This window comes from Mesorhizobium sp. 1M-11 (assembly GCF_001303895.1).
Classification (GTDB): Bacteria; Pseudomonadota; Alphaproteobacteria; order Rhizobiales; family Rhizobiaceae; genus Mesorhizobium.
Genome location: NZ_LJSD01000043.1, coordinates 1 through 19,058, shown reverse-complemented (window position 1 = coordinate 19,058; position 19,058 = coordinate 1). Strand labels below are relative to the sequence as shown.

At 61.5% G+C, this 19,058-nt stretch carries 31 protein-coding genes; all 31 read right to left on the bottom strand.

The genetic code is table 11. The features are described 5' to 3' along the window. Positions 1-50 precede the first annotated feature (50 nt). The gene (nrdR, locus tag AO692_RS18350; protein WP_054311501.1) at positions 51-515 is read right to left on the bottom strand and encodes a transcriptional regulator NrdR; all 465 of its coding nucleotides are present in this window, start codon (positions 513-515) and stop codon (positions 51-53) included. 333 nt (positions 516-848) lie between these two features. After that, positions 849-2,282, bottom strand: coding sequence for an alkaline phosphatase (gene phoA, locus AO692_RS18345; protein WP_054311500.1), 1,434 nt, complete (start codon positions 2,280-2,282; stop codon positions 849-851). Between the two features lie 142 nt (positions 2,283-2,424). Beyond that, positions 2,425-3,093: an ankyrin repeat domain-containing protein gene (locus AO692_RS18340; protein WP_152979879.1), complete on the bottom strand. Its 669-nt coding sequence runs from the start codon at positions 3,091-3,093 to the stop codon at positions 2,425-2,427. A 192-nt stretch (positions 3,094-3,285) separates the two neighbouring features. After that, complete coding sequence (gene rplQ, locus AO692_RS18335; protein WP_054311499.1) at positions 3,286-3,711, bottom strand: 50S ribosomal protein L17; 426 nt, start codon at positions 3,709-3,711, stop codon at positions 3,286-3,288. 104 nt (positions 3,712-3,815) lie between these two features. Further along, complete coding sequence (locus tag AO692_RS18330) at positions 3,816-4,826, bottom strand: DNA-directed RNA polymerase subunit alpha (protein WP_054311498.1); 1,011 nt, start codon at positions 4,824-4,826, stop codon at positions 3,816-3,818. A gap of 101 nt (positions 4,827-4,927) precedes the next feature. Then, positions 4,928-5,317, bottom strand: a complete 390-nt coding sequence (gene rpsK / locus AO692_RS18325; RefSeq protein WP_024924781.1) for a 30S ribosomal protein S11 — start codon at positions 5,315-5,317, stop codon at positions 4,928-4,930. A 138-nt stretch (positions 5,318-5,455) separates the two neighbouring features. After that, positions 5,456-5,824: a 30S ribosomal protein S13 gene (gene rpsM, locus AO692_RS18320; RefSeq protein ID WP_054311497.1), complete on the bottom strand. Its 369-nt coding sequence runs from the start codon at positions 5,822-5,824 to the stop codon at positions 5,456-5,458. Positions 5,825-6,023: 199 nt separating this feature from the next. Continuing rightward, a complete protein-coding gene (locus AO692_RS18315) occupies positions 6,024-6,617 on the bottom strand; it encodes an adenylate kinase (RefSeq protein WP_054311496.1) in 594 nt (197 codons plus the stop codon). Then, positions 6,614-7,954: a preprotein translocase subunit SecY gene (secY, locus tag AO692_RS18310; protein WP_054311495.1), complete on the bottom strand. Its 1,341-nt coding sequence runs from the start codon at positions 7,952-7,954 to the stop codon at positions 6,614-6,616. Before secY ends, AO692_RS18315 begins: the two co-directional genes overlap by 4 nt. Before the next feature lie 128 nt (positions 7,955-8,082). Continuing rightward, positions 8,083-8,556, bottom strand: a complete 474-nt coding sequence (gene rplO, locus AO692_RS18305; protein ID WP_054311494.1) for a 50S ribosomal protein L15 — start codon at positions 8,554-8,556, stop codon at positions 8,083-8,085. Between the two features lie 17 nt (positions 8,557-8,573). Beyond that, positions 8,574-8,771: a 50S ribosomal protein L30 gene (gene rpmD, locus AO692_RS18300; protein ID WP_054311493.1), complete on the bottom strand. Its 198-nt coding sequence runs from the start codon at positions 8,769-8,771 to the stop codon at positions 8,574-8,576. A 25-nt stretch (positions 8,772-8,796) separates the two neighbouring features. Further along, complete coding sequence (gene rpsE / locus AO692_RS18295) at positions 8,797-9,366, bottom strand: 30S ribosomal protein S5 (RefSeq protein WP_054311492.1); 570 nt, start codon at positions 9,364-9,366, stop codon at positions 8,797-8,799. A gap of 152 nt (positions 9,367-9,518) precedes the next feature. Beyond that, entirely contained in the window at positions 9,519-9,878 is a 360-nt protein-coding gene (gene rplR / locus AO692_RS18290) for a 50S ribosomal protein L18 (RefSeq protein WP_054311491.1), read from the bottom strand. A 132-nt stretch (positions 9,879-10,010) separates the two neighbouring features. Beyond that, on the bottom strand, positions 10,011-10,544 hold the full coding sequence (rplF, locus tag AO692_RS18285) for a 50S ribosomal protein L6 (protein WP_054311490.1): 534 nt from the start codon (positions 10,542-10,544) through the stop codon (positions 10,011-10,013). Positions 10,545-10,576: 32 nt separating this feature from the next. Continuing rightward, the gene (gene rpsH, locus AO692_RS18280) at positions 10,577-10,975 is read right to left on the bottom strand and encodes a 30S ribosomal protein S8 (RefSeq protein WP_054311489.1); all 399 of its coding nucleotides are present in this window, start codon (positions 10,973-10,975) and stop codon (positions 10,577-10,579) included. A gap of 12 nt (positions 10,976-10,987) precedes the next feature. Next, complete coding sequence (gene rpsN, locus AO692_RS18275; protein ID WP_054311488.1) at positions 10,988-11,293, bottom strand: 30S ribosomal protein S14; 306 nt, start codon at positions 11,291-11,293, stop codon at positions 10,988-10,990. Positions 11,294-11,320: 27 nt separating this feature from the next. Then, positions 11,321-11,890: a 50S ribosomal protein L5 gene (gene rplE, locus AO692_RS18270; protein WP_054311487.1), complete on the bottom strand. Its 570-nt coding sequence runs from the start codon at positions 11,888-11,890 to the stop codon at positions 11,321-11,323. Continuing rightward, the gene (gene rplX, locus AO692_RS18265) at positions 11,883-12,197 is read right to left on the bottom strand and encodes a 50S ribosomal protein L24 (protein WP_054311486.1); all 315 of its coding nucleotides are present in this window, start codon (positions 12,195-12,197) and stop codon (positions 11,883-11,885) included. Before rplX ends, rplE begins: the two co-directional genes overlap by 8 nt. A 12-nt stretch (positions 12,198-12,209) precedes the next feature. Further along, complete coding sequence (gene rplN, locus AO692_RS18260; protein ID WP_024924768.1) at positions 12,210-12,578, bottom strand: 50S ribosomal protein L14; 369 nt, start codon at positions 12,576-12,578, stop codon at positions 12,210-12,212. A gap of 73 nt (positions 12,579-12,651) precedes the next feature. After that, positions 12,652-12,891 (bottom strand): 30S ribosomal protein S17, encoded by a 240-nt coding sequence (gene rpsQ, locus AO692_RS18255; RefSeq protein WP_054311485.1) that lies wholly within the window; start codon positions 12,889-12,891, stop codon positions 12,652-12,654. A gap of 11 nt (positions 12,892-12,902) precedes the next feature. Then, entirely contained in the window at positions 12,903-13,103 is a 201-nt protein-coding gene (gene rpmC / locus AO692_RS18250; RefSeq protein WP_054311484.1) for a 50S ribosomal protein L29, read from the bottom strand. Positions 13,104-13,117: 14 nt separating this feature from the next. Next, positions 13,118-13,531 carry a 50S ribosomal protein L16 gene (gene rplP / locus AO692_RS18245; RefSeq protein WP_054311483.1) on the bottom strand — a complete coding sequence of 138 codons (414 nt, stop codon included), beginning with the start codon at positions 13,529-13,531 and terminating at the stop codon, positions 13,118-13,120. A 27-nt stretch (positions 13,532-13,558) separates the two neighbouring features. Further along, entirely contained in the window at positions 13,559-14,281 is a 723-nt protein-coding gene (gene rpsC, locus AO692_RS18240) for a 30S ribosomal protein S3 (RefSeq protein ID WP_054311482.1), read from the bottom strand. Beyond that, the gene (gene rplV, locus AO692_RS18235; RefSeq protein ID WP_054311481.1) at positions 14,281-14,670 is read right to left on the bottom strand and encodes a 50S ribosomal protein L22; all 390 of its coding nucleotides are present in this window, start codon (positions 14,668-14,670) and stop codon (positions 14,281-14,283) included. Before rplV ends, rpsC begins: the two co-directional genes overlap by 1 nt. A 3-nt stretch (positions 14,671-14,673) precedes the next feature. After that, positions 14,674-14,952: a 30S ribosomal protein S19 gene (gene rpsS, locus AO692_RS18230; RefSeq protein ID WP_054311480.1), complete on the bottom strand. Its 279-nt coding sequence runs from the start codon at positions 14,950-14,952 to the stop codon at positions 14,674-14,676. Between the two features lie 16 nt (positions 14,953-14,968). Further along, on the bottom strand, positions 14,969-15,802 hold the full coding sequence (gene rplB, locus AO692_RS18225; RefSeq protein WP_054311479.1) for a 50S ribosomal protein L2: 834 nt from the start codon (positions 15,800-15,802) through the stop codon (positions 14,969-14,971). 23 nt (positions 15,803-15,825) lie between these two features. Next, positions 15,826-16,119 (bottom strand): 50S ribosomal protein L23, encoded by a 294-nt coding sequence (locus AO692_RS18220; protein WP_054311478.1) that lies wholly within the window; start codon positions 16,117-16,119, stop codon positions 15,826-15,828. Beyond that, positions 16,116-16,736 (bottom strand): 50S ribosomal protein L4, encoded by a 621-nt coding sequence (gene rplD / locus AO692_RS18215; protein WP_054311477.1) that lies wholly within the window; start codon positions 16,734-16,736, stop codon positions 16,116-16,118. The genes AO692_RS18220 and rplD overlap by 4 nt, the downstream gene beginning before the upstream one ends. Continuing rightward, positions 16,736-17,449 carry a 50S ribosomal protein L3 gene (rplC, locus tag AO692_RS18210; protein WP_054311476.1) on the bottom strand — a complete coding sequence of 238 codons (714 nt, stop codon included), beginning with the start codon at positions 17,447-17,449 and terminating at the stop codon, positions 16,736-16,738. The genes rplD and rplC overlap by 1 nt, the downstream gene beginning before the upstream one ends. 59 nt (positions 17,450-17,508) lie before the next feature. Next, positions 17,509-17,817 (bottom strand): 30S ribosomal protein S10, encoded by a 309-nt coding sequence (rpsJ, locus tag AO692_RS18205; protein WP_006205468.1) that lies wholly within the window; start codon positions 17,815-17,817, stop codon positions 17,509-17,511. 65 nt (positions 17,818-17,882) lie between these two features. Then, the coding region (gene tuf, locus AO692_RS18200; RefSeq protein WP_054311475.1) for an elongation factor Tu at positions 17,883-19,058 on the bottom strand (1,176 nt) is incomplete at its 5' end.

Sequence of the window (19,058 nt, the reverse complement as noted above, 5' to 3'; positions counted from 1 at the left end):
AAACGGCGGTCGAGAGCCTGCTGTTCTGGACTGCTATGCGAAATCACGACCTATCCAGCGTCCTCGTCGCTCTTCAACTCGCCCAGCACTTCGTGGAAGTCCTTGGCCTCGCGGAAATTGCGATAGACCGAGGCGAAGCGTACATAGGCGACGTCGTCCAGCGACTTCAGCGCATCCATCACCAGACGGCCAACTTCAGCCGACGGGATTTCTGTTTCACCCGAACTTTCCAGCTGACGCACGATGCCGGTGACGGCACGGTCGATGCGGTCGGGATCGACATTGCGCTTGCGCACCGCCGTCTCGACCGAGCGGGCCAGCTTGTCACGATCGAATGGCACCTTGCGGCCGGACTTCTTGATGACGACGAGATCACGTAGCTGCACACGTTCGAATGTGGTGAAGCGGCCGCCGCAGTCGGGGCAAACGCGGCGCCGGCGGATGGCGGCGCCATCCTCGGCAGGACGCGAATCCTTCACCTGCGTGTCTTCGGATTGGCAATAGGGGCAGCGCATGGCGGGCCTTGGCTAACGATTCTGACTGCGCGCGAGGCTAGAGGGTTTCCGACAAAGTAGGAAGCGCGGAAGCGGAATCCAACAGCGTCGCCCTCACCCATTTTCCCCGCTCGGTAAAAGGCCGCCAAAATGCCTTCGAATGCGCCTTTTCGGCGAACCGGCCAAATCTTCATGGCATAAAAAAACTGGCGGTTTTCGTCATGAAAACCGCCAGCACGTTGAAACCGGAATCATTTCGTCCTGAAATTTACGAAGACCGCAATTCTGCCTGCACTTTGCGACAGGTGCCGTCAGTGCCCTCTCCCCGTATTGCTGGAAAGGGGCAAGGCCCTGTCAGTCAGCCAGCTTCAACGCATCACGGATCGTGAAGAACATGTCGGTCTGGTCGGTCAGGCCGGCGAAGTTGGCCGCATGCGGACCAAAGGCCGCGACGCGCAGCTGCGCGCCGGTGTGTTCCTGGTCCTCCTCATCTTCCGACGTGCCGTAGTTGATGGTGAGGACCGTGCCGTCCTTGGTGTTGAGTGCCTGCGTGAGGCCCGGCGACTTGGTCTCGTTCGGGATGATCTGGCTGGTGTGGGCGTGATCTGCGGTGACGATAACCAGCGTCTTGCCATCGGCCTTGGCGAAGTCGAGTGCGACCTGCACGGCTTCGTCGAGATCGACCGTCTCGCCGATCTGGCCGCACGGATTGGCTGCATGGTCCTGCTTGTCGATCGAAGCGCCCTCGACCTGCAGGAAGAAGCCCTTGTCGTTGGTCTTGAGCAGATCGATCGCCTTGGTCGTCATCGCAGCCAGTGTCGGCACGGTGGCAGCGCGCTCGGCATTCGGCTCACAGGTCACAGCCGGCTGGTCGATGTTGCCGTGGTGGGTGGCCTTCGGACCCTTCCAGCGTACCGGCATGTTGCCTTCCGAGAAGAGGCCGAGCACCGGCTTGTCGTTGTTTGCCACGGTCAGGGCCTTGAGCTCGTCGGCGTTGGTAACAAGCTGGAAGCCGCGCTCCTTGGCCTGGTCGAGCAAGGTCTTGTCTTTCCAGTCGCCTGCCTTGGCCGTTTCACCGAAGCTCTTGGCGCCACCACCCAGCACCACATCGGCGCGTGTGTTCAGCAACTGCTCCGAGATTGAGCCGAGACCGCCGTTCTCCAGTGCGTTGGCCGGGCACTTTTCAGCAGTCGCGGTCGGGCCGTAGCATTTGCGCTGCGTGACGTGGGCGACCTGGACAGCCGGCGTGGCATCCTGGATCTCGGCGGTGGACACATTGCCGGTGCCGATGCCGGCAGCCTTGGCGAGTTCGATCAGTGTCTTGTGCGGCTTTTCCTGGATGTCGACCGAGATGGCGCCGTTGTAGGACTTGGTGCCTGTCGCCCAGGCCGAACCCGAAGCTGCGGAATCGGTGACGTAGCTTGGCTTGCCGCTCTTCTTGTCGATGGAATAGTGCGTGTACTGGCCGGTGACAGGCAAAGCGTCGATGCCTTTGAAGAAGCCCCCTGCGCCTTCGGCAACGTTGCGCGCCACCGTGATCTCGGAATCGCCCATGCCGTCGCCGATGAGCAGAATGACGTTCTTCACCTCGCCACTCTGGATGTACTTCTGAAGCTCTGCGGTAGCCTCACCGGTCAGACGCCGTGCGCCACCCTGCTGGGTGATGTCGCCCTTGGCGCCGCGCTGCAGGTAGGCATCGGCGGCATCTTGCCCGTGAACAGTGCCCGAAACGAGAAGCGCGGAAAGCGCTGCCGTAGCCAGCAGCGAACGCCTGATGAGAGTGGTCATGGTCGTCGGTCCTTCAAACGGTGATAGGTCTCTCCCGAGACCCGCCCTCACCGTTTTGTTGGAAAGCCATGACCGGCAGATGACAGCCGGGCAAAGGTTCGGTGACCATCCCCGTTCATCGTTGGGATGGCCGACCCGACAGTCAGCGCACGCCCTCGGCAATCCTCTGAGCGATGGCGTCGTAACCGCGCTGTCGGGCGTGATCGAGCGTGCTCACGCCATCACGATCAGGGATATCCTTGGCGCCGGCACTGAGCAGAAGGTCGACGATCTGCTGCTGCACGGGACCTCCGTCACCAAGGATCACGGCCTCCATCAACGCTGTCCAGCCGAGATCGTTGACGTGGTCGACGTCGATATCGGTCGCAAGCAGGATCGCTACGGTTTCCGGATAGCCATGATCCGCGGCAGGGATCAAGGCAGTACCGCCGAAGCGGTTGGTGTCCTTCAGGTTGGCCTTGCCGGAGGCGAGAATGGCCTTCAGGATCTCGTTCCTGCCCTCGGCACCCGCATAGAGAAACGGCGTGTCGTGGATGTCGTCCTTGGCATTGACGTCGGCGCCCGCCTCGATGAGCAACTTGGCCGCTTCGGCATTGTCGGCATGAGCGGCAATCAGCAGCGCCGTGCGGCCCTTGCCGTCGCGTTGTTCCAGGTCTGTGTCCGCTGCGATCGCGGCCTTGAGCACCGAAATGTCACCGCTGGTGATCGCTTCGATCAACATGGATGGTGCCTCCTTGGCCTCGGCGACGACAGTGCCGCCGGTAATCAATCCGATGAGGAACACGACGACGCGAAGAATATTCGGGAGCATTTCTGCGACCTTTCCCTTAGAGCGCCACGCCTCACACAAGGGACGCTCTAACGCTCTCAAACCGCGCATCGTGCTTAAAAAAATTGATTTCGATTTTCGCACCGATGCGTCGGCCGCAGCTCATGTGGGATTTGCGCAACAAAAAGGGACCCCTCGGGGCCCCTGAATGTCTTTCAAGAAAGTCCGAAAGGCTTACGCCGCTTCGGTCTCGGTCGCTTCCGTCTCGACGCGAGCGCGGTCAGCAGCGCCCTTGGCCGAGGTATCGCGGTCGACGAACTCGATGACCGCCATGGCGGCGTTGTCGCCCTTGCGGAAGCCTGCCTTCATGATGCGCAGATAGCCACCGTTGCGTTCCGCATAACGCGGCGCAATCGTGTCGAACAGTCGCTTCACGACCGGCTCGTTGCCGATCTGGGCAATGACCTGACGGCGGGCATGCAGGTCGCCGCGCTTGCCGAGCGTGACCAGCTTCTCGACGATCGGACGCAGGTCCTTCGCCTTCGGCAGGGTGGTGACGATCTGCTCGTGCTCGATCAGAGACACGGCGAGATTGGCGAACATCGACTTGCGGTGGCTTACGCTGCGGGCGAAGCGACGGCCTTTGAAACCGTGGCGCATGGCTCTTTTCCTTCTTCAGTTGTTCAAGAGGCCACGGCCTCTGATGGTTTTCCGCATGACCGTCGGATCGAGCGGCTCACGCCGCCGATCCTTGGAATTCATGCTCAATATTGGTCTTCGTAACGCTTGGCGAGGTCTTCGATGTTTTCCGGCGGCCAGTCCGGCACTTCCATACCGAGGTGCAGGCCCATCGCAGCCAGAACTTCCTTGATCTCGTTCAGCGACTTGCGACCGAAGTTCGGCGTGCGGAGCATTTCCGCTTCCGTCTTCTGGATGAGGTCGCCGATATAGACGATGTTGTCGTTCTTCAGGCAGTTGGCCGAACGCACCGAAAGCTCCAGCTCGTCGACCTTCTTGAGGAGCGACGGGTTGAAGGCGAGTTCGGTGACGGCTTCGGTCGCAACCTCCTTCTGCGGCTCGTCGAAGTTGACGAACAGCGACAGCTGATCCTGCAGGATGCGAGCGGCGAAAGCCACTGCGTCCTCACCCGTGACCGAACCGTCGGTCTCGAGCGTCATGGTCAGCTTGTCCTTGTCGAGCTCCTCGCCGTGGCGGGTGTTCTCGACCTTGTAGGAGACCTTCTTGACCGGCGAATAGAGCGAATCGACCGGGATAAGGCCAATCGGCGCGTCTTCGGCACGGTTGCGTTCGGCCGGGACATAGCCCTTGCCGGTGTCGACCGTGAACTCCATGCGGATCTCGGCGCCCTCGTCGAGGGTGCAGATGACATGGTCGGGGTTCAGGATCTCGACATCGCCCACAGTCTGGATGTCGCCAGCGGTGACGGCACCCGGGCCCTGCTTGCGCACGACCATGCGCTTGGGACCATCGCCTTCCATCTTGATGGCGATTTCCTTGATGTTGAGAACGATGTCGGTCACGTCCTCGCGCACACCGCCGATGGACGAGAATTCATGCAGCACGCCGTCGATCTGCACGGCGGTGACGGCCGCGCCACGCAGCGACGAAAGCAGCACGCGGCGCAGCGCGTTGCCCAAGGTCAGGCCAAAGCCGCGCTCAAGCGGCTCAGCGACCAGCGTCGTCAGCGTCTTGCCCTTCGACGAGAAGTCGATCTTGTTGGGCTTGATCAGTTCCTGCCAGTTCTTCTGGATCATTTTCTGTCCTTCCGTTTCCCCACCACCATCCAATCGTGGCGGGCGACCTGGAAACCATTCGGGAACGCACGAGGCGTTCCCGACGGTGTTCGAAAAAGCTGTTAGACGCGACGCTTCTTGCGCGGGCGGCAGCCATTGTGCGGGATCGGCGTCACATCACGGATCGAGGTGATGGTGAAACCGGCGGCCTGCAGCGCGCGAAGCGCCGATTCACGACCCGAACCCGGACCGCAAACTTCGACTTCGAGCATGCGCATGCCGTGTTCCTGCGCCTTCTTGGCAACGTCTTCGGCAGCCATCTGGGCAGCGAACGGGGTCGACTTGCGCGAACCCTTGAAACCCTGGGCGCCAGCCGACGACCAGGCAATCGCGTTGCCCTGCGCGTCGGAAATGGTGATCATGGTGTTGTTGAAGGTCGAGTTGACATGAGCGACACCCGACGAAATGTTCTTGCGTTCGCGGCGACGGACGCGTGCGGCTTCCTTGGCCATGGTAGTCCTTTCAGTTGATCTCTACACCGCCGTAATGCCAGCGGCTACACCAGGGATAAGACGGCAAGGGAATACGGCATTAGGGCAGTCTTCCTGCCAATCCTACTGCCGTAGTGCCCTACTCTCTTACTGCCCTAATTACTTCTTCTTGCCGGCAATCGCCTTCGCCGGGCCCTTGCGGGTGCGGGCGTTGGTGTGCGTGCGCTGACCGCGCACCGGCAGCGAACGACGGTGACGCAGGCCGCGGTAGCAGCCGAGGTCCATCAGACGCTTGATGTTCATCGAAACTTCGCGACGCAGATCGCCTTCGACCTGGTAATCGCGGTCGATCGCCTCGCGGATCTGCAGCACTTCGGCGTCGGTCAACTGGTTGACGCGGCGCTCGGCAGGGATGCCGACCTTGTCGACGATCTCCTGGGCAAACTTCTTGCCAATGCCATGAATATACTGAAGCGCGATGACGACGCGCTTGTTGGTCGGAATGTTGACGCCGGCTATACGGGCCATAACTTCTCTTTCTCCATTTGGGCCGGACGACAACGTCGAACCGGCGCTTATTACGTGAACCCGCGTCCGGTGGAGGCCGGCCCTTGCGGGAGTTCCTGTTCAAAGCGGCTGCCCTGTCCTCACGGACAAGCAAAGCTCATGCCTGATAGGGAGACGGGCCGCCATACTCCAGCAGCCCGGCCCAGTCAAGCTGAATTGTTCATTTCTGGACAGCAGCAGCCAGAACGGTCTCGATCTGCCCGGTCACGGCGTCGATATCAGCCATGCCGTCGACGCCTTTCAGCATACCCTTGGCATGGTAGTAGCCGATGAGCGGTGCGGTCTTCTTGTAATATTCGCGCAGACGCTCTTCAAAGACTTCCGGGTTGTCGTCCTTGCGAACGGGCTGCCCGGCTGCTGCCGCTTCCTGCGCGCGCTTGACGATTCGGCCGACCAGAACCTTGTCATCGACAACAAGTTCGATCACGGCATCCAGCTTCAGCTTGCGCTCGGCCAGCATCGTCTCCACCGCATCGGCCTGGGCCAGCGTGCGTGGATAACCGTCGAGAATGAACCCCTTGGCGCAATCAGCCTGATCGATGCGCTCGGCAACGATCGCATTGACGATAGCGTCGGACACCAGTTCGCCGGCATCCATGACCGCCTTAGCCTTGAGACCGACCGGTGTTTCAGCCTTGACCGCAGCACGCAACATATCTCCGGTGGAGAGTTGCGGAATGCCGTGTTTTTCGACCAGTCGCTGCGCTTGCGTCCCCTTGCCCGCACCAGGCGGGCCAAGCAATATCAACCTCATCTACCCCTCTTACCTCCGCGCAGCTTCGACTTCTTGATCAGACCCTCGTACTGATGCGCGATCAGGTGACCCTGAATCTGCGCAACGGTGTCGAGCGTTACACTGACAACGATCAGAAGCGAAGTGCCACCAAGGTAGAACGGTACGCCAGTGGCCGAAATCAGGAACTCCGGCAACAGACAGATGACAACCAGATAGATGGCGCCGATCACCGTGATGCGGGTGAGCACATAGTCGATATATTCGGCGGTGCGCTCGCCTGGGCGATAACCGGGAATAAAACCGGAATGCTTCTTCAGCTGGTCGGCGGTGTCTTTCGGATTGAAGACGATCGCCGTGTAGAAGAAAGCGAAGAACACGATCATCGCAGCATAGAACGCCATGTAGAGCGGCTGGCCGTGACCGAGCGAGGCCAGGAGAGCGTTCGCCCAGCCCGGCAGGTTGGTCGTGCTCGAGAAGCCCGCGACGGTCGCCGGCAGCAGCAGCAGCGACGAGGCGAAGATCGGCGGAATGACGCCTGAAGTGTTGAGCTTCAGCGGCAGATGCGAAGTATCACCCTGGAACATGCGGTTGCCGACCTGACGCTTCGGATACTGGATCAGAAGCCGGCGCTGGGCACGTTCGAAGAACACGATCAGGGCGATGACCACGATGGCCAGCACGATGATGGCCAGAATCAGCGGTGTCGACAGCGCGCCGGTGCGGCCGAGTTCCAGCGTGCCGGAAATGGCGCTTGGCAGGCCGGCGACGATGCCGGCGAAGATGATCAGCGAGATGCCGTTGCCGATGCCGCGGGCAGTGATCTGTTCGCCCAGCCACATCAGGAACATTGTGCCGCCCACCAGGGTAATGACGGTGGAGATGCGGAAGAACATGCCCGGATCCGTGACGATGCCGTTGCCGTTCTCAAGTCCCGCCGAAATGCCGTAGGCCTGCACGATGGCAAGCAGCACGGTGCCGTAGCGGGTATACTGATTGATGATCTTGCGGCCCTGCTCACCTTCCTTCTTCAGCGCTTCCAGCGACGGAATGACCGAGGTCATCAGCTGCATGATGATGGAGGCGGAGATGTAGGGCATGATGCCCAGCGCAAAGATCGCCATGCGCTGCACGGCACCGCCGGCGAACATGTTGAACATGCCCAGCACGCCCTTGGACTGCGACTGGAAGGCCTGCGAGAAAGCGGCCGGATCGATGCCTGGAAGCGGGATGTAAGTGCCGAGGCGATAAACGAGGAGAGCGCCGATCGTAAACCAGATGCGCTTCTTGAGATCCTCGGCCTTGGCAAAAGCCGCGAAATTGAGATTGGATGCTAGTTGTTCAGCAGCCGAAGCCATGGAAATTTCTCCGCCAGATGACGCGGGAGCGCCCGCTTCGGGCAGCGCCTATCACCGAGCACCGGACATAGGCTCGGCGGTGCCAAGATGCAAGCGGCCGCGTCGAGCGCGGCCGCTTGTCTGAGATATTATTCGGCAGATGCCTTTTCGGGCAGCTTCACCGAACCGCCGGCCTTCTCGATCTTCTCGACGGCGGCTTTCGAAGCGCCGGCCACGTCGAAGGTGAGCTTGGCCTTGAGTTCGCCGTCGGAGAGGACGCGCACGCCGTCCTTGAGGCGGCGGATGACGCCGGCCTTGACGAGTGCCTCACCGGTCACGGTTTCCTTGGCGTCAAGCTTCTTGGCATCGATCGCCGTCTGAATGCGAGCGAGCGACACGGTAGCGAAGCTCTTGGCGAAGATGTTGTTGAAGCCGCGCTTCGGCAGACGGCGGTAGAGCGGCATCTGGCCACCCTCGAAGCCGTTGATGGCAACGCCGGAGCGGGCCTTCTGGCCCTTCACGCCGCGGCCGGCGGTCTTGCCGGAGCCCGAGCCGATGCCGCGTCCGAGACGCTTGCGAGCCTTGGTCGCGCCGTCCTTGTCACGCAGTTCGTTGAGTTTCATGGTCGTTCTCCTGCGGCTTACTTCTCGTCCACAACGCGGACGAGATGCTGGACGGCCGCGATCATGCCACGCACGGAAGGCGTATCTTCCAGCGTGCTCTTGCGGTGCATCTTGTTGAGACCGAGGCCGACCAGCGTTGCGCGCTGTTCCTTCGGCCGACGGATCGGCGAACCGATCTGCTCAACGGTGACGGTCTTGGTAGCTTTCTTGGCCATGTTTGTGGTCCCTCTAAGCTATCGACTATTCATCAGCCGCAACGGCATTGCCGCGGCGGGCCTGAAGGGTCGAATACTTGATGCCACGCGCAGCAGCCACATCCTTCGGATGCATCTGGCGCTTCAAGGCGTCGAACGTGGCGCGAACCATGTTGTACGGGTTCGACGAGCCCATCGACTTGGCGACGACGTCGTGCATGCCGAGCGTCTCGAAGACAGCGCGCATCGGGCCACCAGCGATGATGCCGGTACCCTGCTTGGCGGTGCGCAGCAGAACCTTGCCGGCGCCCCAACGCCCTTCGACGTCGTGGTGCAGCGTACGGCCCGAACGCAGCGGGACGAAGATCATGTCGCGCTTGGCCGATTCGGTCGCCTTGCGAATCGCTTCAGGCACTTCGCGCGCCTTGCCGTGGCCGAAGCCGACGCGGCCCTTCTGGTCGCCGACGACGACGAGCGCGGCGAAGCCGAAGCGACGGCCACCCTTGACCACCTTGGCGACGCGGTTGATGTGTACGAGCTTGTCGACGATGCCGTCGTCGCGCTCTTCGCGGTCACGGCCACGTTCGCGGCCGCCTTCCCTACGTTCCTGTGCCATATCCTAGTCCTTGTTCTTTTCCGGAAGCACGGGTTGCTGAAATGCCGGCGCCCCTTTTCGAGGTCGCCGGCGGCGAAAACTTGCGCCTTCTGCACGATCCGTTCCGAAATGTCAGCCTCTTTTTGAAGCCGGCATTCGGAAAGGGCTCAGGCTTAGAAGTTCAGGCCACCCTCGCGGGCGGCTTCGGCCAGCGCCTTGACGCGGCCATGATAGATGTACGAGCCACGGTCGAAGACGACGTCCTTGACGCCAGCCTTGATCGCACGCTCGGCAACCAGCTTGCCGACAGCGGCGGCAGCCGCGGTATCGGCACCCGTCTTCTTGCCGGCCTTGAAGTCCTTCTCCAGGGTCGAGGCGGCTGCAATGGTCTGCCCCTTGGCGTCGTCGATCACCTGAACATAGATGTTCTTCGAGGTGCGGTGCACCGAAAGACGCGGGCGACCGTTGGCGACTGCCTTGATCTGGCGACGGATACGCGCCGAGCGGCGCAGGGTGGCTTCCTTGGTTGCCATAGTCGTGATTCCTGCCTTGTAAGACGGGGCTTGCCCTGTGCGGTAGGTTTCCCTCCTCCCGCGGCAACACCCCGTGGCGTTGCATTTCTCAGGTCCGGCCCTGTCCGAACAATCCGTTCAGGGCCGAGCCGATTACTTCTTCTTGCCTTCCTTGCGGACGATCTTCTCGCCAGCATAGCGCACGCCCTTGCCCTTGTAGGGTTCTGGGCCGCGATATTCGCGGATCTCGGCCGCGACCTGGCCGACCTGCTGCTTGTCGATGCCCGAAACGGTGATTTCGGTCGGCTTCGGCACAGTGATCGTGATGCCCTGCGGGGTCTCATAGACCACGTCGTGCGAGAAGCCGAGCGCGAGCTGCAGGTTCTTGCCCTGCATGGCAGCACGGTAACCGACGCCGGTGATCTCGAGCTTCTTCTCGAAGCCGTCCTTCACACCGGTCAGGATATTGACGATCTGAGTACGCGACATGCCCCACTTGGAGCGGGCGTCCTTCGACTGATCGCGCGGCTCGACGGCGATCTGGCCTTCGTCCAGCTTGACCAGAACTTCGTCGTTGACCACGAACTTCAGTTCGCCCTTCGGACCCTTGGCCGTCACGGTCTGGCCGTTGACAGAAGCGGTCACGCCGGCCGGTACGGAGACGGGTTTCTTACCAATACGAGACATTTTCTCTCGTCCTTCCTATCTCAACTCGCCGATCAGAAGATCTGGCAGAGGACTTCACCGCCGACGTTCTGCTCGCGTGCTTCGTGATCGGCCATAACGCCTTTCGGGGTCGAAAGGATGGCGATGCCGAGGCCGTTGGCGACCTGCGGGATCGACTTGGCCGAAACGTAGACGCGGCGGCCCGGCTTCGAAACGCGAGAGATGTCGCGCACGACCGGATTGCCGTCGAAGTACTTCAGTTCGATCTCGATTTCCGACTTGCCGTTGTCGAAGTCGGTCTGGCTGTAGTCGCGGATGTAACCTTCCGACTTCAGCACATCGAGAACACGGGCACGCAGACGCGAGGCCGGGGTCGACACGGTCGACTTCTTACGGCCATAGGCATTGCGGATGCGGGTCAGCATATCGCCGAGAGGATCGCTCAATGACATATCATGTCCTCCTTACCAGCTCGACTTGACCAGGCCCGGGATCTGGCCGTTGTTGCCAAGATCGCGAAGCGCGATACGCGAGACCTTGAGCTTGCGATAGAAGGCGCGCGGACGGCCCGTGACTTCGCAGCGGTTACGGATACGGATCTTGGCCGAGTTGCGCGGCAGGGCCGAGAGCTTCAGCTGGGCGCGGAAGCGCTCATCCATCGGCTTGGACTGATCCATGACGATTTCCTTGAGGGCCTTACGCTTGGCAGCGTACTGGTCCACAAGCTTGCGGCGCCGGTTGTTCTTCTCGACTGAGCTGGTCTTTGCCATTTCAGATTTTTCCTTTGCTCGCTGCCGTTACTGGCGGAAGGGGAAGTTGAAAGCCTTGAGCAGCGCCCTGGCTTCGTCGTCCGTCTTCGCAGTCGTACAAACGATGATGTCCATGCCCCAGATCTGATCGACCTTGTCGTAGTTGATCTCCGGGAACACGATGTGCTCCTTGATGCCCATGGCGTAGTTGCCGCGGCCATCGAAGCTCTTCGGATTCAGGCCGCGGAAGTCGCGAACGCGCGGCAGCGCGATGTTGACCAGGCGGTCCAGGAATTCATACATGCGCTCCTTGCGAAGCGTCACCTTGGTGCCGATCGGCATGTTCTCACGAACCTTGAAGCCGGCGATCGACTTGCGGGCGCGGGTAACGACCGGCTTCTGGCCGGCGATCAGCGCCAGGTCCTCGGCAGCCACGGAAGGCTTCTTGGAATCGGCGGTAGCTTCGCCGACACCCATGTTCAGCACGATCTTGTCGAGACGCGGGATCTGCATCTCGTTGTCGTACTTGAACTGCTCGAGCAGCGCCTTCTTGATGGTCTCGTTGTAGACCTGCTTCAGGCGCGGCGTGTTCTGCGCGGTTTGTGCTGCCTTAGCCATTGATGACTTCTCCCGAGCGCTTGGCGACTCGTACCTTCTTGCCGTCCTTCTCGAGCTTGAAGCCGACGCGGGTCGGCTTGCCATCCTTGGGATCGGCAACGGCGATGTTCGAAAGATGGATCGGCGCTTCCTTGCGGATCAGACCGCCCTGCTGGGCCTGGGTCTGGCGCTGGTGGCGGACCACGATGTTGATACCGCGAACAATGGCGGTGTCTTCCTTCGGCTGAACGGACAGAACTTCGCCGGAGCGGCCCTTATCCTTGCCGGAAAGCACGACGACCTTGTCGCCTTTACGGATCTTTTGCATTTCTCCGGCTCCTTACAGCACTTCAGGTGCGAGCGAGATGATCTTCATGTGGTTCTTCGCGCGAAGCTCGCGCGGAACCGGCCCGAAGATACGGGTGCCCACCGGCTCTTTCTTGTTATCGACGAGAACGGCTGCGTTCTTGTCGAAACGGATCACGCTGCCGTCCGGACGACGGATGTCCTTGGCCGTGCGAACCACGACCGCCTTCATCACATCACCCTTCTTCACGCGGCCGCGCGGAATGGCTTCCTTGATCGACACCACGATGATGTCGCCGACGGATGCATACTTCCGCTTCGAACCGCCCAGCACCTTGATGCACATGACACGACGGGCGCCGGAGTTGTCCGCGACGTCGAGGTTTGTTTGCATCTGAATCATGACTGGCCGCCTTCTTCTTCGCTATCGGGACGGGCTTAAAAGCCCCTCCCCGGTCTGTCCAAAATTCGTTTCGTTACGCCTGATCGGAACCGATCACGACCCAGCGCTTATCCTTGGAGATCGGAGCCGATTCCTGGATAGACACCTGGTCGCCCACCTTGTGGGTGTTGTTCTCGTCATGCGCCTTGTACTTCTTCGACATGCGCACGGTCTTCTTCATCACCGGATGGGTGAAGCGACGCTCGACCTTGACGACGACCGTCTTCTCGTTCTTGTCGCTGACGACGGTGCCCTGCAGGATGCGCTTTGGCATGATTCTCGTCCTTATGCCTTCTTGGCCGCTGCTTTTTCAGCAGCGATGGTCTTGATGCGCGCGATGTCCTTGCGGACCTGCTTCACGCGCGCGGTCTTTTCGAGCTGGCCGGTGGCCTTCTGAAAGCGCAGGTTGAACTGCTCCTTCTTCAGATCGGCAAGATCAGCGTCGAGCTCGTCGACGGTCTTCATACGTACATCAGAGGCCTTCATCGCTTAGCCCTTTCTTATTCTGCAATGCGCTGCACGAAGCGCGTGCGAACCGAGAGCTTGGCGGCACCGAGGCGCAGAGCCTCGCGGGCGATCTCTTCCGACACACCGTCGATCTCGAACATGACGCGGCCCGGCTTGACGCGGCAAGCCCAGTAGTCGACCGCGCCCTTACCCTTACCCATGCGCACTTCGGTCGGCTTCGAGGTCACCGGAACGTCCGGGAACACACGGATCCAGACCCGACCGGCGCGCTTCATCTCGCGGGTGATCGCGCGGCGAGCCGCTTCGATCTCACGCGCGGTGACGCGGTTCGGCTCCAGCGCCTTCAGTCCGAAGCCGCCGAAATCCAGATTGGTGCCGCCCTTCGCGGTGCCGTGGATGCGGCCCTTGAACTGCTTACGGAACTTTGTGCGCTTTGGCTGCAGCATCGTTCTAACTCCAAATTCCCTTGCCTATCAGGCGTTTTCGCGACGACGACCGCGCTCGGAGCGCTCACCGCCCTGCGAATGGTCGCCTTCGGTGGCACGACGTTCCGAAGCCATCGGGTCATGCTCCAGGATCTCGCCCTTGAACACCCATACCTTGACGCCGCAGATGCCATAAGCCGTCTGAGCTTCAGCGGTGCCGTAGTCGACATCGGCGCGCAGCGTATGCAGCGGCACGCGGCCTTCGCGGTACCATTCCATACGAGCGATTTCGGCGCCGCCAAGACGGCCGCCGCAGTTGATGCGGATGCCCTCGGCGCCGAGACGCATGGCCGACTGCACGGCGCGCTTCATGGCGCGACGGAAAGCGATGCGGCGCTCGAGCTGCTGGGCGATCGACTGGGCGATCAGCGTCGCGTCGATCTCCGGCTTGCGCACTTCAACGATGTTGAGATGCGTCTCGGACTGCGTCATCTCGGTCAGCTTCTTGCGCAGCTTCTCGATGTCGGCGCCCTTCTTGCCGATGATCAGACCCGGGCGAGCGGCGTGGATGGTCACGCGGCACTTCTTGTGCGGACGCTCGATGACGATCTTGGAGATCGCGGCCTGCTTGAGTTCCTTCTCAAGATACTCGCGGATCTTCAGGTCTTCGTGCAGCAGCTTGCCGTACTCGCCGGTGTTCGCGTACCAGCGCGAATCCCAGGTGCGGTTGATGCCGAGACGGAGACCGATCGGATTGATTTTCTGGCCCATTATGCAGCCTCCCCTTTCTCTTCAACCTCACGCACGACGATCGTGAGGTGCGAAAACGGCTTTTCGATACGGCTGGCGCGACCGCGACCACGAGCGTGGAAACGCTTCATGACGATCGACTTGCCGACATAGGCCTCGGCCACGATCAGCGCATCGACATCGAGGTCGTGGTTGTTTTCCGCGTTAGCGATCGCCGATTCCAGCGTCTTCTTCACGGTCTCCGAAATCCGCTTGCGCGAGAATTCCAGATCGTTGAGCGCAGTCGCAACCTTCTTGCCGCGGATCAACGCGGCAACCAGGTTCAGCTTCTGCGGGCTGATACGGATCGTGCGCAGGACGGCACGAGCCTCGTTATCAGCAAGCCTGCGCGGAGCTTTGGCCTTGCCCATGATTTACTTCCTCTTCGCTTTCTTATCCGCGCCGTGACCGTAATAGGTCCGGGTCGGAGCGAATTCACCGAACTTGTGGCCGACCATGTCCTCGTTCACGGAGACCGGGACGTGCTTCTGGCCGTTGTAGACACCGAAGGTGAGGCCGACAAACTGCGGCAGGATGGTGGAGCGCCGGCTCCACATCTTGATCACCTCACTACGACCACCTTCACGAACCTTGTCTGCCTTCTTCAGAAGGTAGCCGTCGACGAAGGGGCCTTTCCAAATCGAACGAGTCACTTGGCGTTACCTCTTCTTAGCTCTTGCGCTGATGGCGCGAGCGCACAATGAACTTATCGGTCGCCTTGTTGGACCGCGTCTTCTTACCCTTGGTAGGCTTACCCCACGGGGTGACCGGATGACGGCCACCAGAGGTGCGGCCTTCACCACCGCCATGCGGATGGTCGACCGGGTTCATGGCAACGCCGCGGTTATGCGGACGCTTGCCGCGCCACACCGAACGACCGGCCTTGCCGTCGTTGATGTTGCCGTGGTCAGGGTTCGACACGGCGCCGACGGTAGCAAAGCAAGAACCGTGCACGATGCGCTGCTCGCCCGAATTCAGGCGCAGGATCGCCATGCCCTGGTCGCGACCGACGAGCTGGGCATATGCACCAGCCGAACGGGCAACCTGGCCGCCCTTGCCGGGCTTCAGCTCGATGTTGTGCACGATGGTGCCCACCGGCATGGCCGAGAGCGGCATCGCATTGCCAGGCTTCACGTCGACCGATTCACCAGCCACAACCTTGTCACCGGCCTGCAGGCGCTGCGGAGCGATGATGTAGTTCAGCTCGCCATCCTCATACTTGATGAGAGCGATGAAGGCGGTGCGGTTCGGGTCGTATTCCAGGCGCTCGACCGTGCCGACCACGTCGAACTTGCGACGCTTGAAGTCGATGATGCGGTACGTGCGCTTGTGACCACCGCCGATGAAACGGGCGGTGATGCGACCGTAGTTGTTGCGGCCGCCCGACTTGGTCAGCCCCTCGGTCAGGCCCTTGACGGGCTTGCCCTTGTGGAGGCCCGAGCGGTCAACGATGACCAGCTGACGGGTGCTCGGCGTTATCGGGTTGTATTTCTTCAGTGCCATTGTCGTTGTCCTCGCGGCCTAGCTCAGAGACCCGTCGCGACGTCGATCGACTGGCCATCGGCCAGCGTCACCACTGCTCGCTTGACGTCGCCCTGGCGGCCGATCGTGCCGCGGAAGCGCTTCACCTTGCCCTTGCGGACCAGCGTGTTCACAGCCGTCACCTTGACGCCGAACAGCGCCTCGACTGCTGCCTTGATCTCCGGCTTCGACGCCTTCTTGGCGACGTTGAAGACCACCTGGTTCTGCTCGGACGCCATGGTCGACTTTTCGGTGATCGCCGGCGAGACGATCACATCGTAATGACGAAGGTCGGTCATTTGAAGCGCTCCTCGAGAGCCTCGACGGCGGCCTTGGAAAGGACCAGCGTGCCGCGGCGCATAATGTCGTAGACGTTGATGCCCTGGATGGGCAGCACGTCGATGTTCGGGATGTTCGAAGCAGCCCGCTTGAAACCCTGGTCGAGTTCCGCACCGCCGATGAACAGCGCGTTGGTCAGACCGAGCGACGCGAAGTTCTCAACCAGAGCCTTGGTCTTGGCCTCGGCCAGCTTCAGATCGTCGACAACGATGAGCGACGAGCTCTTCGCCTTGGCCGAGAGCGCGTGCTTGATGCCAAGTGCACGGACCTTCTTGGGCAGATCATGCTCGTGGCTGCGGGCAACCGGGCCGTGAGCCTTGCCACCGCCACGGAACTGCGGAGCACGTGCCGAAGAGTGACGGGCGCGGCCGGTACCCTTCTGCTTGTACATCTTCGCACCGGTGCGCGCGATGTCGGCGCGACCTTTGGTCTGGTGCGTGCCCTGCTGCTTCTTGGCGAGCTGCCAGCGGACGACGCGGGCGAGGATATCCTCGCGCGGCTCAAGGCCGAAGATCTCTTCCGAGAGCTTCACCTTGCCGGCGTCCTTACCGGCGAGAGTGGTGATCTTGAGGTCCATTATTCCGCTCCCTCGGTGGCCGGAGCCTGATTGTTGGCGGCGGCGCGGATCGCGGCCGGCTTCGGCGCGTTGGCAGGCAGCGCCACCTTGGCGGCGTCACGAACCAGGATCCAGGCGCCCTTGGTGCCCGGAACCGCGCCACGAATGAGGATAAGCCCGCGATCGGCGTCGGTCGAAACGACCTCGACGTTCTGCGTGGTCACGCGGGTGGCACCCATGTGGCCGGCCATCTTCTTGCCCTTGAACACCTTGCCGGGGTCCTGGCGCTGACCGGTCGAGCCGTGCACGCGGTGCGACAGCGAGTTACCGTGGGTCGCACGACCACCACCGAAGTTGTGGCGCTTGATGACACCCTGGAAACCCTTACCGGTCGAAGTGCCGGTAACGTCGACCTTCTGGCCGGCGACGAAGTGGTCGACGGTCAGCTCTGCGCCGACGTCCAGCAGGTTGTCCGGCGAAACGCGGAACTCGGCAAGCTTGGCCTTGGGCTCCACGGAGGCGGCGGCGAAATGACCGCGCATGGCCTTCGACGTGTTCTTGACCTTGGCAAGCCCGACGCCGAGCTGAACGGCGGTGTAGCCATTCTTTTCCTGCGTGCGCTGCGCGACGACCTGGCAGCTCTCCATGCGGAGAACGGTAACGGGGACATGCTCACCGGCATCATTGTAGATGCGGGTCATTCCCACCTTCTGTGCAATTACACCTGAACGCATCGGTTCATCTTCCTTCAGAGGAGCGGGCCGGGTTGCCCCGCCGGCTCATGGTTCAGCTCTTAGAGCTTGATTTCGACATCCACGCCGGCGGCCAGATCGAGCTTCATCAGCGCATCAACCGTCTGCGGGGTCGGGTCCACGATGTCGAGCAAGCGCTTGTGGGTGCGCATCTCGAACTGTTCGCGGCTCTTCTTGTCGACGTGCGGCGAACGGTTGACCGTGAACTTCTCGATGCGGGTCGGCAGCGGAATCGGGCCGCGGACGTTAGCGCCGGTGCGCTTGGCCGTCGAAACGATTTCACGCGTCGAAGCATCGAGCACGCGGTGATCGAACGCTTTAAGTCGGATGCGGATATTCTGTCCGTTCATGCGTCTATTCCTTGTTCTGGCGCGGCGCGGGCGTATTCCCGCCCGCGACAGATCTCTTGTTCTTCTTACTCGACGATGGAAGCGACGATGCCGGCGCCGACGGTGCGGCCGCCTTCGCGGATAGCGAAGCGCAGCTTCTCTTCCATGGCGATCGGCACGATCAGCTCGACGTCAACGGTGATGTTGTCGCCAGGCATCACCATCTCGGTGCCGGCCGGCAGCGAAACGATGCCCGTCACGTCCGTCGTGCGGAAGTAGAACTGCGGACGGTAGTTCGTGAAGAACGGCGTATGACGGCCACCCTCTTCCTTCGTCAGGATGTAGGCTTCCGCCTTGAACTTCTTGTGCGGCTTCACAGAACCCGGCTTGGCCAGAACCTGGCCGCGCTCAACGCCCTCACGGTCAACGCCGCGCAGCAGCGCGCCGATGTTGTCGCCGGCCTGGCCCTGGTCCAGCAGCTTGCGGAACATCTCAACGCCCGTGCAGGTCGTCTTGGCCGTCGGACGGATGCCGACGATCTCCAGTTCCTCGCCGACCTTGACGATGCCGCGCTCGACGCGACCCGTCACAACCGTGCCGCGGCCCGAGATCGAGAACACGTCTTCGATCGGCATCAGGAACGGCTTGTCGATCGGACGCTCCGGCGTCGGGATGTAGGCGTCAACCTCTTCCATCAGCTTGCGAACCGCGTTCTCGCCGATCTCCTTGTTGGAGTCTTCGAGAGCAGCAAGCGCCGAGCCCTTGACGATCGGAATGTCGTCGCCCGGGAACTCGTACTTCGACAGAAGCTCGCGAACTTCCAGCTCCACCAACTCCAGAAGCTCGGCGTCGTCGACCTGGTCGACCTTGTTCAGGAACACAACGATCGCAGGAACGCCAACCTGGCGCGCCAGAAGGATGTGCTCGCGCGTCTGCGGCATCGGGCCGTCGGCAGCCGAAACAACCAGGATCGCGCCGTCCATCTGGGCAGCACCGGTGATCATGTTCTTCACATAGTCGGCGTGGCCGGGGCAGTCGACGTGCGCATAGTGACGGGTCGGCGTCTCATACTCGACGTGCGCCGTCGAAATCGTGATGCCGCGCGCCTTCTCTTCCGGAGCAGCGTCAATCTGATCGTAGGCCTTGAACTCGCCGAAATACTTCGTGATCGCCGCCGTCAGCGACGTCTTGCCGTGGTCAACGTGACCAATCGTGCCAATGTTCACATGAGGCTTCGTACGCTCGAATTTACCTTTTGCCAT